Raw genomic sequence first — 13,580 nt, 5'->3', positions numbered from 1 at the left:
GGGTCACACTCTGCGTCCTACTCCTGCGTACCCGATGTTCCGGTGCGGGTGCTCGTCCGCCGTCCGTGGCGTGTCGGGCCGCCAGTCCGGCACGCGGGTCACCCCGGGCTCGACGAGCGCGAAGCCGGTGAGCAGGGCCGTGACCTCGGCACGCGACCGCAGTGTGAGGCAGTCCGCGCTGCGCCGGTAGAGGGCGGCCACCCGGGCCGCCTGCTCGCCGACCAGCCGGGCGTCCGAGTCGCCCGTGGCGTGCGCGAGCACGAGGTGGCTCCCCGGCGCCATGGCCTCCCGGTAGCGACCGATGACGCCGGCCGGGTCGTCGGAGTCCGGCACGAAGTGCAACGACGACACCATGAGTACCGCCACGGGGTGGTCCAGGTCGAGCAGACCCGCCACTTCGGGCGAATCCAGCACCCGTTCGGGGTCACGGAGGTCGGCGTGGAGGACGTCGACGTCGGGCACGTCCGCCAGCATCACCCGACTGTGTGACACGGCGACCGGGTCGCGGTCCACGTAGACGACCCGGACCGCGGGGTCGACCGCCCTGGCGACCTCGTGCACGTTGCCGACGGTCGGGATGCCCGACCCCAGGTCGAGGAACTGCCGGACCCCGCTGTCCAGGCAGAACCGCACCGCGCGGCGCAGGAACGCCCGGTACTCGCGCATGGCCGCCGGCAGCTCGGGCACGATCCGCTCCGCGCGCTCCGCCAGCTCCCGGTCGACCGCGAAGTTGTGCGACCCGCCCAGCCAGTAGTCGTGGACCCTGGCCGCGCTCGGGCGGTCCAGGTCCACCTGGGCGGGGAGAGGTCGCGGTCCCGTCGTCACCGAACTCATGGTTTCCGCCCCACCCCGGCGTAGCCGGAGAACCGTTCCGGGTGCTCGTCCGGCTCGTCGGTGGGATCGGGGCGCCACTGGGTGAGGAGGACGAGGCCCGGGTCGACCAGCTCGAAGCCGTCGAACAGCGCGGTGACCTCGGCGTGCGAGCGCATGCGCAGGGGCGTGCTGGTGCGCGCGTAGAGCCGCTGGTGCGGGCCGGCGTGCTGGGGTTGGCCCTCGTGGGTGGCGTGGGAGAGGACGAGGCAGCTTCCCGGGGCCATCTCCTTGGCGTAGCGGGAGACGATGCCGGCGGGGTCGTCGGCGTCGGGCACGAAGTGCAGGACCGCCACCATGAGCAGGGCGACCGGCTCGTCCGGGTCGAGCAGTCGCCGGGCCTCGGCGGAGGACAGGACGGCGGCGGGGTCCCGCAGGTCGCCGTGGACCACGGCGGTCCGCTCGTCGCCGTCGAGGATCGCGCGGCTGTGGATGACGGCGACCGGGTCGCTGTCGACGTAGACGACCCTGGCGTCCGGGTCGACCGCCCTGGCGACCTCGTGCACGTTGCCGACGGTCGGGATGCCCGAGCCCAGGTCGAGGAACTGCCGGATCCCGCTGTCCAGGCAGAACCGCACGGCCCGCCGCAGGAACGCCCGGTTGGCGCGCATGATGAGCGGCAGGTCCGGCCAGAGGGCGATGGCCTGCTCCGCCAGCTCGCGGTCGACCGCGAAGTTGTGCGACCCGCCGAGGTAGTAGTCGTAGACCCTGGCCGCGCTGGGGCGGGCCAGGTCGATGTCGCCGGGCGCCCAGTCGGGACGGTCCACTGGTCGCTCCTCACTCCGCTGCCGCCGGCCCACCGGGCCATCCCGAGCATAGGACTGACGTGTGATTCACTCCAATGAGGAGATCCGTGACATTAAGTAACCACTCTTCCGGCTGAGTCCGGGTCGCCCGTCCGCCTCCCGTCGATCGTCGGGTGACAGCACCCCCGAACGTCAGGGGCTGACACCTGACATCCCGTCACAGCCCGTTATCACACGATCGTGCGGACTCGACTCGGCGAGCGCGGGTGGCCGACCCCCACGCGCCGCGCCGAGGGAGGACGGACACCGGAGATCGGGGTAATCCCCCTGGTGACGCGGGGTTCCTGAGCGGGCGCGCCAAGACGGTGTTGACGCGTGGAGGGCGACGGGCTCCCCCCGCGAGCGGGGACCGTCACGGGCCGATCGGCGTCATCCTGGTGGTCGTCACCGCCCCACGCCTGGCGAGAGGCGGGCCGGCGAGCCGCTGACACATCCCGGAAAGAGATCGGCCAACCGGACCTGGGGCGGCGGGACACCCCGAGATCACCCGACCGCCGCCCACTCCACCCTTCCGGCGGTTCGGCGTCGAACCCCGGATGTGACACGGGAGGGCGGGCCGCCTGGCCCGCCCTCCCGACACCGGTCCCGGAGGTCAGTCGAACAACGCGGGGAGCGTGCCCTCCCACGTGTCCCGCAGCTCGTCCAACTCGAACGTCGCCACGTCCTGGATCTCCAGGGCCCGCGACTCCGGGTCGACCACGCCGATCCGGGTCCACGGCAGGCCCCTGGCCGTGCACATGTCGGTGAACCGCAGCTCCTCCGTGCGGGGCACCGCCACGAGCGCGCGGCCCGCGGACTCGGAGAACAGCCACACGAACGGGTCGGCACCCTCGGGCAGGACCACGCGGCACCCGGTCTGCCCGACCAGCGCCGCCTCGACCAGGGCCTGGGCCAGGCCGCCCTCGGAGAGGTCGTGCGCCGCCGAGACCATGCCGTCCCGCGAGCCCGCCACCAGCACCTCGGCCAGCAGGCGCTCCCTGGCGAGGTCGACCCGCGGCGGGAGGCCGCCGAGGTGGCCGTGCACCACGTGCGCCCACTCCGAACCGCCGAACTCGTCGCGCGTCTCGCCGAGCAGCAACAGCGTCTCGCCGGCCTCGGCGCCGAACCCGGTCGGGATGCGGCGACGCACGTCGTCGATCACCCCGAGCACGCCGACCACCGGGGTCGGCAGGATCGCCGTGTCACCCGTCTGGTTGTAGAAGCTGACGTTGCCGCCGGTGACCGGGATGCCCAGCTCCCGGCAGCCGTCGGCCAGGCCGCGCACCGCCTGCTCGAACTGCCACATCACGCCGGGGTCCTCGGGCGAGCCGAAGTTCAGGCAGTTGGTGACGGCCAGCGGGGTCGCGCCGGTGACGGCGACGTTGCGGTACGCCTCGGCCAGCGCGAGCTGGGTGCCCGTGTACGGGTCGAGCCGCACGTACCGGCCGTTGCAGTCGGTGGACACCGCCACGCCCCGGCCGGTCTCCTCGTCGATCCGGACCATGCCGGAGTCGGCGGGCTGCGCCAGCACGGTGTTGCCCCGCACGTAGCGGTCGTACTGGTCGGTGACCCACCGCCGCGAGCACAGGTTCGGCGAGGCGATCATCCGGAGCAGGGTCTCCCGCAGCTCGGCGGGCGCGCTCGGCCGGGCGAGCCGGTCGGGGGTGTCCGCCACCAGCGCGTCCTGGCTGGCGGGGCGCTCCACCGGCCGCTCGTACACCGGGCCCTCGTGGGCCACGGTGCGCGGCGGCACGTCCACGACGGTCTCACCGTGCCAGGTGATCTCCAGCCGGCCGGTGTCGGTGACCTCGCCGATCACCGTGGCCGTGACGTCCCACTTCGCGCAGACCCGCAGGAACGCGTCCACGTCCTCCGGGCGCACGACCGCGCACATCCGCTCCTGGGACTCGCTGGACAGGATCTCCGCCGGGGTCATGCCCTCGGCCCGCAGCGGCACCCGGTCCAGCTCGACCCGCATGCCGCCGTCGCCGGCCGAGGCCAGCTCCGAGGTGGCGCAGGACAGGCCGGCACCGCCGAGGTCCTGGATGCCCACGACCAGCCCGGAGCGGAACAGCTCCAGGCAGCACTCGATGAGCACCTTCTCGGTGAACGGGTCGCCCACCTGGACGCTGGGCAGCTTCTTGCGGCCGGTCCCCGACTCGTCGCCGGAGAAGGTGTCCGAGGCGAGCACGGACACGCCGCCGATGCCGTCCAGGCCGGTGCGCGCGCCGAAGAGGATCACCTTGTTGCCGGTGCCCGACGCGTGGGCCAGGTGCAGGTCCTCGACCCGCATCGAGCCGACGCACAGCGCGTTGACCAGCGGGTTGCCGGCGTAGGAGGCGTCGAAGACGACCTCGCCGCCGATGTTGGGCAGGCCGAGGCAGTTGCCGTAGCCGCCGATGCCGGCGACCACGCCCGGCAGCACCCGGCGGGTGTCCGGGGCGTCGGCGGGGCCGAACCGCAGCGGGTCCATCACGGCGACGGGGCGGGCGCCCATCGCCAGGATGTCGCGGACGATGCCGCCCACGCCGGTCGCCGCGCCCTGGTAGGGCTCGACGTAGGACGGGTGGTTGTGCGACTCCACCTTGAAGGTGACCGCCCAGCCGTCGCCGATGTCCACCACGCCGGCGTTCTCGCCGATGCCGGCCAGCATCTTGGCCTTCATCTCGTCGGTGGTGGTCTCCCCGAAGTACCGCAGGTGGACCTTCGAGGACTTGTAGGAGCAGTGCTCGCTCCACATCACCGAGTACATCGCCAGCTCGGCGTCGGTGGGCCGGCGTCCGAGGATCTCCCTGATCCTGGCGTACTCGTCGTCCTTGAGGCCCAGCTCGCGGTAGGGCTGCGGGTGCTCGGGGGTGGCCGCCGCGTGCTCCACGCTGTCCACGAGGACGGCGGCCGCGCCGTCGTTGTCGATGGTCTTGGTCTTGCTGCCGCCGGTCATGCCGCCACCAGTGCGTCGAGAACGGACAGGAACATGCCGAGACCGTCGTCGCTGGGACCGGTCAGGGCGTCGATGGCGTGCTCGGGGTGCGGCATCAGGCCGACGATCCGACCGGTCGGGTCGGTGATGCCGGCGATGTGGCGGAGCGCGCCGTTGGGGCTGTCGGCGCCCAGGTGCCGCTTGGGCGCCTGGCCGGGCTCCGGCTCGTCCACCACGTACCGGAAGACGACGCGGCCCTCGCCCTCGAGCTCGTCCAGGGTGGCCGCGTCCGCGACGTAGCGGCCCTCCATGTTCTTCAGCGGGACGAGGATCTCCGCGCCCCGCTCGTAGCGGGAGGTCCACGCGGTCTCGTTGTTCTCCACCCGCAGCCACTGGTCGCGGCAGACGAAGTGCAGGCCGGCGTTGCGGAGGAGCGCGCCGGGCAGCAGGCCCGACTCGCACAGGATCTGGAAGCCGTTGCAGATGCCCAGCACGGGCATGCCCTGCCGGGCGGCGCGCACGACCTCGCCCATCACCGGCGCGAACCGGGCGATGGCCCCGGCCCGCAGGTAGTCGCCGTAGGAGAAGCCGCCGGGGACGATGACGGCGTCCACGCCGCGCAGGTCCGCGTCGGCGTGCCAGAGCGGGACGGCCTCGGCGGCGCCGTCGCGCCCCGCGTGCCGGACCGCCCTGGCGGCGTCCACGTCGTCCAGCGTGCCGGGGAAGGTGATGACGCCGATCCGGGTCATGCGTCCACCCGACGGACGACCCAGTCCTCGATGACCGGGTTGGCGAGGAAGGTTTCGGCGATCTTCGCGAGCGTGGCGTCGTCGACGGAGTCGTCGACCTCCAGCTCGAAGTGCTTGCCCTGACGAACGGAGGTCACTCCGTCGAAGCCCAGCCGAGGCAGCGCGTTGGCCACCGCCTGACCCTGCGGGTCGAGGATCTCCTGCTTGGGCATGACGTCGACGACGACTCGGGCCACTCTTGGGTCTCCCGGGTTCAGGAAGTGCCACGACCGCGGCACTCCGGTCGGCGGTACGGCCGCAGCGTACCTGAGCTGCGCGTTCGCTCTGCGCGAGAGGTGTGGAGCTGGCACGGGCGCCTCGGCGAGGGTGGTGGCATGCGGATTCTCGTACTGGGCGGAACGGTGTTCGTGTCGAGGACGGTGGCGGCCGAGGCGGTGCGGCGCGGCCACGAGGTGGTGTGCGCCGCGCGCGGTGTCTCCGGGTCGGTGCCCGAGGGGGCGCGGTGGGTACGGGTGGACCGGGACGCGCCGGACGCGTACGCGCCGTTGGCGGGTGAGCGGTTCGACGCCGTGGTCGACGTGGCGACGATGTCGTACCGGTGGGTGTCCGAGGCGGTGGACGCGCTCGCGGACCGGGCGGGGCACTGGACGTTCGTGTCCTCGGTCAGCGCCTACGCGGACGCCTCGCGGGTCGGGCTGTCGGTCGACGCGCCGTTGCACGAACCGCTCACCGAGGAGGTGCCGGTCGAGCGTCGTCTCACGGAGCCGGAGCTGTACGGGCGGGTCAAGGTCGCCAGTGAGAACGCGGTGCGGGACCGGCTCGGGGACCGCGCGTTCGTGGTGCGTCCTGGCCTGATCACGGGGCCGGGGGACGGGTACGACCGGTTCGGCTACTGGCCGGCGCGGATGTCGCGCGGGGGCAGGGTGGTCGTCCCCGACGTCCCCGACCAGCCGACGCAGCACGTCGACGTCAGGGACCTGGCTGACTGGATCGTGGACGCCGCCGAGGGCCGGCTGGTCGGCACGTTCGACGGGATCGGGCCGGCGCGGCCGCTGCCCGAGCTGCTCGGGGAGATCGCCGAGCTGGTGGCGCCGGACGATGTGGAGCTGGTTCCCGTGTCCCCGGAGAAGCTGGCCGAGGCCGGGGTCCAGCCGTGGTCGGGGCCGAGGTCGTTGCCGTTGTGGCTGCCGCGGGAGATGTACGGCATGACGGCCCACGACGCCGGGCCGGCGCTCGCGGCCGGCCTGCGGCCCCGTCCGCTGGCGGACACGGTCGCGGCGGCGCTGGAGGACGAGCGGGCGCTGGGGTGGGACAGGCCGAGGAAGGCGGGCCTGACGGTGGCAGAAGAAAACGAAATCCTTTCGGCTCTTGACTGAACGATGATCTTTGGCCCAAATGGATGACAGCGGTACGCCGCGGTAACGGCGGGCCGCCGTCCACGCGATCCTCCGATCGGACGCACGAGCCGGAGGTCGTGGATCTCTGGGGGACGCGCGGCCGTGATGACGGCGAGCGACGAGCTCACCGAGACGAGGCCCTGCCGGGAAGCCCCCCGACCGGTGGGGCCTCGTCATGTTCGGGTCCTGTCCGGCTGCTGGGCGCCGAGCCCGTCGCCGCCGCCTCCTGATCAGCGGCGCCGTCGGGGGGCGGGAGCCGGAAACCCGCGCCCGGGCGTGGGACGGCCCGGTGGCCGACCGCCGAGCGTCGCCCTCGCTGACGCCCCTCGCGGTCGACCACCGGGCCGATCCGGTTTCACCCAACCGGTCTGGTGTTACAGCAGCGAGCCGATCTGCGCGGCCACCAGGTCGATGCGGACGCCCTGGTTCGGGCAGCCGCCGAAGTGGTGCAGGCCGATCACCTTGTGCGTCCTGCGCGACAGCACCGGCGAGCCGGACGACCCGCCCTCGGTGTCACACATGTAGGAGATGTCGGCCTGCCGGGAGCTGCCGTCCACCTTGACCGCCTTGACCTGGCAGTTGCCCGACGGGGACTGGTCGTCGGTGAGGGCGAGCTTCTTCAGCTTCCCGCCGGGGTGCTGCACGATGTACATCTCCTCGCCGACCGCCGGCACCCTCGCGTCCAGCTCGAGGTAGCCGAACGAGCCGATGGTCGAGAAGTTCTGCACGTCGAACAGGGTGTAGTCGAGCGCCGAGCTGGTCTTGAGGACCGAGTTGGCCAGCACCTTGGTCACCGGCCCGCTGGAGGTCCCGCCGCAGGTGGGGCACTGGTAGTTGAACCAGACCTCGGTCTTCTTGGCGGTCGCGGTGTCGGCGAAGCAGTGGTTGTTGGTCAACATCCGGTTCTTGGCGCCGACCCGCCACCCGGTGCACAGCGTGCTCCCGTTCATCAGCAGCCGGGCCACCGCGGGGGTCTTGCTGAACTCCTTGGGGTTGCTGGACTTGTAGCAGACGGCGTCCTTGTAGTTGTTGTTCCCGCAGATGCTGAACACCTGGAAGGAACGCCGGTTCGCGATCTCCTCGTCGGTGTAGCCCCGGGTGATGCGGTCCACGGCGACGCGGCTGGCCGCGCTCGGGGCCGCGCCGTCGCGGGCGCCCAGGCTCACCACGGCGGTGTCGCCGGTGATGGACATCGCCCAGAAGCCGTCGCCGTCGGGGCTGGCGGGGGAGTCGCCGGGGCGGGCGTGGCGGGGGTCGGCCGAGTACGTGTGGACCTCGGTCCGGTCGGGGTTGGCCACGGTGACCACCTCGCCCGGGCGCAGGCGCAGGTCGGACAGGTGGACCTTCACGTACCAGGCGCCGGGGCGCCGGATGGTGGTGCTGGCGGCGCCGTCGGCGAGTCGGGCCGACACGGCCTCCTCGGTGCCGACCTCCTCGGTGGCCTGGGCCCGGGACTGGGCCACCGCGGCGGTCGGCGCGACGTCGGCCTCGACGTGCGGCAGGGCCACCGCCGAGGCGGCGAGCACCGGGGCCGCACCGAGCAGGGCGGTGACGATCAGCCGTAACGATGTCCGCACGAGATCACCTCTCCGTGTGAGCAGGGGAACACACAGGGCGATCTTGCTGGCGGAGAGTGACTGCCGTCACCCGCCGATGGTTGGGACTTGCTCCACCGTGCGGGTGGCGTACCACTCGGTGCGCACACCGGGGGCCGGATGCCAGGATCGGGGCAACGGCCCCGGGGCAGGGAGGAGGCAGGGATGCGGATCGTCCACTTCGGACACGCCTGTGTGCTGCTGGAGACCGGGTCGGCCCGGCTGCTGCTCGATCCCGGCACGCTGGCCAGCGGGTTCGAGACGGTGCGCGGGCTGGACGCGATCCTGTTCACGCACCAGCACCACGACCACCTCGACCTCGACCGCCTGCCGGCGCTGGTCGCGGGCAACCCGGACGCGGCGGTGGTCGCGGACCCCGGGTCCGCCGAACAGATCAACGCCCGTGGTCTGTCCTGCCGAACGGCGCGCCCCGGCGACACCCTCTCGCTGGGCGGCGTCCCGGTCGAGGTGGTGGGCGGCGATCACGCGGTCATCCATCCAGACCTGCCCAACATCCCTAATGTGGGTTACCTCGTTGGTCACGGCGCGTTCCTGCACCCGGGGGACTCGTTCGTCCTGCCGCACCGACCGGTGGACGTGCTCGCGCTGCCGACGGGCGCGCCGTGGCTGAAGGCGTCCGAGGCCGTCGACTACCTGCGGGCCGTCCGACCGAGGGTCGCGGTCCCGATCCACGAGGCCGTGCTGGCCTCGCCGCAGCTCCACCACACCCTGTTCCAGAACCTCGCCCCGGAGGGGACCGAGGTGCGGGTGCTCCGCAGGGGCGAACTCACCGAGGTGTGAACGAGGCCTGACACCCACCCCGTCCTGGGCCGGCGGGGTGGCCCGCTCAGCGACGTCGACCGGCCTCACCAACCACTGGCGGGTCCTGCCGAGCCGCGCTGACGAAACTCGCGTAGGTCATCGGCTCCGCGCCGTGGTGCAGCGCGATGTCGACCGCGTCCAGCACCGCCTGCCTCGGCCCCGGCCGCGCCAGGTCCACGGCGTCGATGGCGAGCCGCACGAGGCCGCCGCGCCGGGCCGCCCGCGCCACCCCCGTCACCAGCGCCCAACACCACCAGGGTTCGGCCACGTCACCCCGGCCGACGCCGTGGACTCGTCCCCGGTGGACGACGTCCGCGCGGAGGTCGCGCACGGCGGCGCCCTCCGCGCAGACGGCGAAACCGTGCCGGCGCAACGCGGTGCGCGTGCCCGGCGAGGCGATCCAGCGGGGCGGCGCGAAACAGTCCGTCCGCAACTCCAGGCGCTCCAACGCGGCCCTGGCCGCGAGCAACCGCAGGCCGGCCTCGTGCGTGGGCAGCGCGGAGAACTCGGCGCGACGCCACAGCCGGGCGCCCGCCACCCAGCCGGCGCCCGGCAGGTCAGGATGCGCGAAACCGTGGAGGACCAGGGCGTCCCCGGTCGACTGGCGCAGGCGCACCCAGCGCAGCACCGGCGCGCCGGCGTCGAGCCGGCCGCCGTGGGTGGGGCGGGGCGTCAGCAGCAACGAGAGCGGAACCCCGCGCCGGTCGAGGTCCGCCGCCAGCTCCGCGCAGTGCCGCACCGTCCGGCCCGAGATGCCGGACAGTGAGACCACGAGCCTGCTGGGCACGTCCTCATGACGCCGCACCCCGGTGAAGGTGGCCTGGCGGGCGGGTGACCGGAGACCACCGATCCGGCGAACTCCGATGGCCGGGGTCCCCGGGGCCGACCGGTCGTCAGGCCCTCGGGGGCGGCCGTCAGCCCCTCGGGGCGGGCCAGTCGGCCAGCGACCGGCCGGAGAGCCGCTCGTAGGCCTCGACGTAACGCGCCCTGGTCGCGGCGACCACGTCGTCCGGCAGAGCCGGCGGCGGCGTGTCGGACGCCCGGTCCCAGCCGGACGCGGGAGAGGTCAACCAGTCCCGCACGTACTGCTTGTCGAACGACGGCTGCACCCGGCCGGGCTGGTAGCCGTCGGCTGGCCAGAACCGCGACGAGTCCGGGGTCAGCACCTCGTCGGCCAGCACCAGCTCGCCGTCCGGCGTGGCGCCGAACTCGAACTTGGTGTCGGCCAGCAGCACACCGCGCCCGGCGGCGTGCTCGGCCGCGCGCGAGTAGATCCGCAGGGTCAGCTCCCGCAGCCGCTCCGCGCGCTCCCCGCCCACCGTCGCCGCCACGGCGTCGAAGCTGACGTTCTCGTCGTGCGCGCCGATCTCGGCCTTCGTGGCCGGCGTGAAGATCGGCTCCGGCAGCCGGTCGGCCTCCCCCAACCCCGGCGGCAGCTCGATCCCGCACACCGTGCCCGTCCGGCGGTAGTCGGCGAGCCCCGAGCCGGTGAGATAGCCCCGCGCGACGCACTCCACCGGCAGCATCTCCAGACGCCGCACCAGCAACGCGCGCCCGCGCACCTCGTCCGGGATGCGCTCGTCGTCCCACGCCACCAGGTGGTTGGGCACGACGTCGGCGAGCAGCTCGAACCAGAACACGCTCATCGCGGTGAGCACCCGGCCCTTGTCCGGGATGGGCGTGGGCAACACGTGGTCGTAGGCCGAGATCCGGTCCGAGGCGACCAGCAGCAGGTGCTGGTCGTCCACGGCGTGGAGCTGGCGGACCTTGCCGGCGGCGATCTGCGGGTAGTCGGCGAGCGAAGCCACGCGGCAACCCTAAGCGGCCCGGGGTGACCAGCGTGACCGGCCCCGTCCCGACGGCCCGCCGGGGTCCGCTCCTCCCACGCTCACCCGGCCGTGGGATTCGCGCCCACCACCCGGTCGGTGGCCGCCCAGCACCCGGTTTCTGTCGGACCCACATGAGACGTTTGAAGTGGGGGGTCCCCCTACTACATCACTCTTGTAGCTGGGTGACTGTTCGCGAGCAGGTGCGGAGGGGCCACTCGGCGCGTGTGGCCCCTCCGCACCCCGCGTCCTTCGAGGCTCAGGGCCGGGTGTCGAGGTCCCCAATGACCGACGGGGCGACCTGCTCCCCGCTGCCCCAGATGTCGTCGGTCTCCTGGAGGTAGTTGGAGTGGCGCTCCTTGTCCTCCTCGCGCCGCCCCCCGGCGGCTCCCGCCATCGGGGCCATGCCCCCGACACCAGCGGGGCCACGGCCTCCAGCAGGCCCCATCGCCGGCGGCGGCGGCACCGGGCCGCTCGGTGCGACGGCCGCCCCAGACATCCCACCCGGGCCGAGCGGACCACGCGGGCCCGCACCGGCGGCGGGGGCACCGCCCCCCGCTCCTGGACCGCCACCGGTGGCCAGCCCCGCGCCACCGCGTGGTGCGCCAGGGCCGCCACCGGGACCCCCGGAACCACCCACCGCCGGCGGGCGCGTACCAGGAGCACCCACCGCTGGCGGGCGGGCACCAGGAGCACCCGGCCCACTGGAGGGCGGTCCCGACAGGGGACGCGGTGCGCTCGTCCTCGTCTCGGGCCCGCTGGGCGTGAGACCGGGATTCAGGATGCTGGTGATCCGTCCACCCGTCGGCCTACTGCCTCCCGCCGGGTTCGGCGGAGTGGTTCCCGCCGTGCCGGTCGAGGGAGGCTTGGGCGGGTTGACGCCCCCGGCGGTCCTGCCGGTGTTCGGCCCCGGACCATTGGTCGGGGTCGACGGTGGCGGCGTCGGGACGGAGAGGCGACCACCCGACTGGCCGGGGTTGCCGGAGTTGGGGCCCACCGGGCCACTCGGGGTGCCCGCCGGACCCGCGCCCGCCGCCGTGGTGCTCGTCGAGGCGCCGGCCGGGCTGATCGGGTTGTACTCCACGCCAGGACGCAGGGACGACACCATCGTCTGCGCCGAGGTGATCCCGGTCGTGGTGCTGCGGGCCCCGCCACCGGACCCGCCCACGTCGGTGGCCACGATCGGCGCGGGGACGAACACCGGAAGCCCGGCCATCGTCGTCGTGACGTTGCTGTCGTAGGCCTTCGCCAGGTCCCGCGCCCGGTCCTCGGCCTGACGCGCCGACTCCTCCTGCCTCTCCTTGTCGGTCTTCATCCCGAACAGGTGCGACAGCCCGCGCTCCAGCGCGTTGTCCGTCGTGGTGACCTGCACCGGAGCCGGCATCTTGGCCTTGATGTCGTCGTAGGAGCGCGCCAGCTCGGCCGCGCCTTCCCCCACCTTGGTGGAGACGTCCTTGGCGTCCCTGGCGAACTGGGCGAGCGGGGAGACGCCGCTCTTCATCGCCTCGGCGGCGCCGCCCTCCCACACCGCGTCGGTGTCCCGCAACGCGCCGTCGATCAGGTGACTCACCTTGTCGAACTGCGTGCCGATGCCCTGCTGCCATGTCTGCACCGAGTTCGCGACGGACTCGCTCGACCCGGTCGTGAACCAGTTGTGCAGCGTCGGATGGCTGATCGCGTCCCAGTTCGTCCCGGACGTCATTCCGCCCATGTCCTCAACCCCCTCATCCACCCGCCGGCAGGTTCCTCAACACCTCGGCCGCGACGCGCTCGGCGAACACAGGTGTCCTTGTGCTCAAGTTTCGGTCTGACGTTGTCGGAGTACTGGATCAACAGAGTCTGGTCGTCGGCGACGGCGGTCGGCGAATCGCAACGGACACCAGCGTGGGTGACGCAGGGCCGGGCACCCACCAACACCAGCGGACCGGGCCTTCTCTCTACCGCACCGAACGGCACTGCCGAGAGGCAGACGAGCCGTTCCCACCCAAGAGAAGCGCTTCCCGCCGAAGCGGGAGCGACCGCAGGCCTGCCGAGAGGTTCCGCTCATCCCCAGACTCGCTTACCCAGGAGGAAGGTTCTTCAACACTTCGGCCGCGACCGTCTCCCCGTAGCCGCACGTGTTGCCCTGAGCCCTGCTCCGAGACACGATCGACCCCACATGGACGATCAGCACCTGGTCATCAGCGACACCAACCACAAGTGAACATCGAACATTCGTGAAGTCGGTCCAGAGAGCCGGATAGCCGGCCACCTGGCTACTCTTGATGTTGTCGTACGACTTCTGCCGCACGTAATACTCGGTGAGGCCGCGGCGCTTCGTGTCCAGCCCCAGAACCACTCGAATATCATCTGACCAGGTGCACTGCGCCTCATCGAAGTTCTGCTCGTACCCGGGCTTCGAAGCCGACGGCAGTCCAAGCGCGGTGAGCTGAGCCGGGGTCAGCAGCGCGCACGGATCACTCCCCCGCAACCTCTTCGGGTTCCTGACCTGAGGAACACCACTCCGTTCCGCCTCACTGGGATCACCCGAAGAACCGGCCCGCGTGGCAACAGTTGACGCAGCGTTCGGCGTCCCACTCATCGCTTCACCACACGAGACGACCCCGAGGAGAAGCA

12 protein-coding genes are annotated in these 13,580 nt (G+C 72.5%); 2 read left to right on the top strand and 10 right to left on the bottom strand.

What is annotated here, in order from left to right; all coding sequences use genetic code 11:
• Nucleotides 1–3 precede the first annotated feature (3 nt).
• From LX15_RS15240 to purS, 5 genes are all read right to left on the bottom strand, one after another.
• Nucleotides 4–834, bottom strand: a complete 831-nt coding sequence (locus LX15_RS15240) for an SAM-dependent methyltransferase (RefSeq protein ID WP_372502728.1) — start codon at nt 832–834, stop codon at nt 4–6.
• Nucleotides 831–1,637 (bottom strand): SAM-dependent methyltransferase, encoded by an 807-nt coding sequence (locus LX15_RS15235; RefSeq protein ID WP_253670244.1) that lies wholly within the window; start codon nt 1,635–1,637, stop codon nt 831–833. Before LX15_RS15235 ends, LX15_RS15240 begins: the two co-directional genes overlap by 4 nt.
• A 631-nt stretch (nt 1,638–2,268) precedes the next feature.
• Nucleotides 2,269–4,596, bottom strand: coding sequence for a phosphoribosylformylglycinamidine synthase subunit PurL (purL, locus tag LX15_RS15230; RefSeq protein ID WP_253670243.1), 2,328 nt, complete (start codon nt 4,594–4,596; stop codon nt 2,269–2,271).
• Nucleotides 4,593–5,324, bottom strand: a complete 732-nt coding sequence (gene purQ, locus LX15_RS15225) for a phosphoribosylformylglycinamidine synthase subunit PurQ (RefSeq protein ID WP_253670242.1) — start codon at nt 5,322–5,324, stop codon at nt 4,593–4,595. The genes purL and purQ overlap by 4 nt, the downstream gene beginning before the upstream one ends.
• The gene (purS, locus tag LX15_RS15220) at nt 5,321–5,560 is read right to left on the bottom strand and encodes a phosphoribosylformylglycinamidine synthase subunit PurS (protein ID WP_073479541.1); all 240 of its coding nucleotides are present in this window, start codon (nt 5,558–5,560) and stop codon (nt 5,321–5,323) included. Before purS ends, purQ begins: the two co-directional genes overlap by 4 nt.
• A 138-nt stretch (nt 5,561–5,698) precedes the next feature.
• Here purS and LX15_RS15215 point away from each other — a divergent pair, with 138 nt between their 5' ends.
• Entirely contained in the window at nt 5,699–6,700 is a 1,002-nt protein-coding gene (locus LX15_RS15215) for an NAD-dependent epimerase/dehydratase family protein (protein WP_253670241.1), read from the top strand.
• A gap of 395 nt (nt 6,701–7,095) precedes the next feature.
• Here the strand turns inward: LX15_RS15215 and LX15_RS15210 are convergent, their stop codons facing one another.
• Complete coding sequence (locus tag LX15_RS15210; RefSeq protein ID WP_253670240.1) at nt 7,096–8,298, bottom strand: trypsin-like serine peptidase; 1,203 nt, start codon at nt 8,296–8,298, stop codon at nt 7,096–7,098.
• Between the two features lie 183 nt (nt 8,299–8,481).
• Here LX15_RS15210 and LX15_RS15205 point away from each other — a divergent pair, with 183 nt between their 5' ends.
• Nucleotides 8,482–9,117, top strand: coding sequence for an MBL fold metallo-hydrolase (locus LX15_RS15205; protein WP_253670239.1), 636 nt, complete (start codon nt 8,482–8,484; stop codon nt 9,115–9,117).
• A 46-nt stretch (nt 9,118–9,163) separates the two neighbouring features.
• Here the strand turns inward: LX15_RS15205 and LX15_RS15200 are convergent, their stop codons facing one another.
• The 4 genes from LX15_RS15200 to LX15_RS15185 all read right to left on the bottom strand — a co-directional run.
• On the bottom strand, nt 9,164–9,943 hold the full coding sequence (locus LX15_RS15200; RefSeq protein ID WP_253670238.1) for a DUF2334 domain-containing protein: 780 nt from the start codon (nt 9,941–9,943) through the stop codon (nt 9,164–9,166).
• A gap of 109 nt (nt 9,944–10,052) precedes the next feature.
• The gene (locus LX15_RS15195; protein WP_253670237.1) at nt 10,053–10,946 is read right to left on the bottom strand and encodes a phosphoribosylaminoimidazolesuccinocarboxamide synthase; all 894 of its coding nucleotides are present in this window, start codon (nt 10,944–10,946) and stop codon (nt 10,053–10,055) included.
• A gap of 277 nt (nt 10,947–11,223) precedes the next feature.
• Nucleotides 11,224–12,666 carry a hypothetical protein gene (locus tag LX15_RS15190; RefSeq protein ID WP_253670236.1) on the bottom strand — a complete coding sequence of 481 codons (1,443 nt, stop codon included), beginning with the start codon at nt 12,664–12,666 and terminating at the stop codon, nt 11,224–11,226.
• Between the two features lie 357 nt (nt 12,667–13,023).
• On the bottom strand, nt 13,024–13,580 hold a 557-nt coding region (locus tag LX15_RS15185), incomplete at its 5' end, for a DUF3558 domain-containing protein (protein ID WP_253670235.1).

This window comes from Streptoalloteichus tenebrarius (genome assembly GCF_024171885.1).
GTDB lineage: Bacteria > Actinomycetota > Actinomycetes > Mycobacteriales > Pseudonocardiaceae > Streptoalloteichus > Streptoalloteichus tenebrarius.
The sequence above is the reverse complement of the archived record's forward strand: the minus strand, read 5'-3'. Positions and strand labels throughout refer to the sequence as shown.

Excerpts from the sequence above, each read along its gene's own strand:
- LX15_RS15240 (WP_372502728.1), bottom strand. The coding sequence starts at position 834 with ATGAGTTCGGTGACGACGGGACCGCGACCTCTCCCCGCCCAGGTGGAC.
- purL (WP_253670243.1), bottom strand. The coding sequence starts at position 4,596 with ATGACCGGCGGCAGCAAGACCAAGACCATCGACAACGACGGCGCGGCC.
- purQ (WP_253670242.1), bottom strand. The coding sequence starts at position 5,324 with ATGACCCGGATCGGCGTCATCACCTTCCCCGGCACGCTGGACGACGTG.
- LX15_RS15215 (WP_253670241.1), top strand. The coding sequence starts at position 5,699 with ATGCGGATTCTCGTACTGGGCGGAACGGTGTTCGTGTCGAGGACGGTG.
- LX15_RS15205 (WP_253670239.1), top strand. The coding sequence starts at position 8,482 with ATGCGGATCGTCCACTTCGGACACGCCTGTGTGCTGCTGGAGACCGGG.
- LX15_RS15190 (WP_253670236.1), bottom strand. The coding sequence starts at position 12,666 with ATGACGTCCGGGACGAACTGGGACGCGATCAGCCATCCGACGCTGCAC.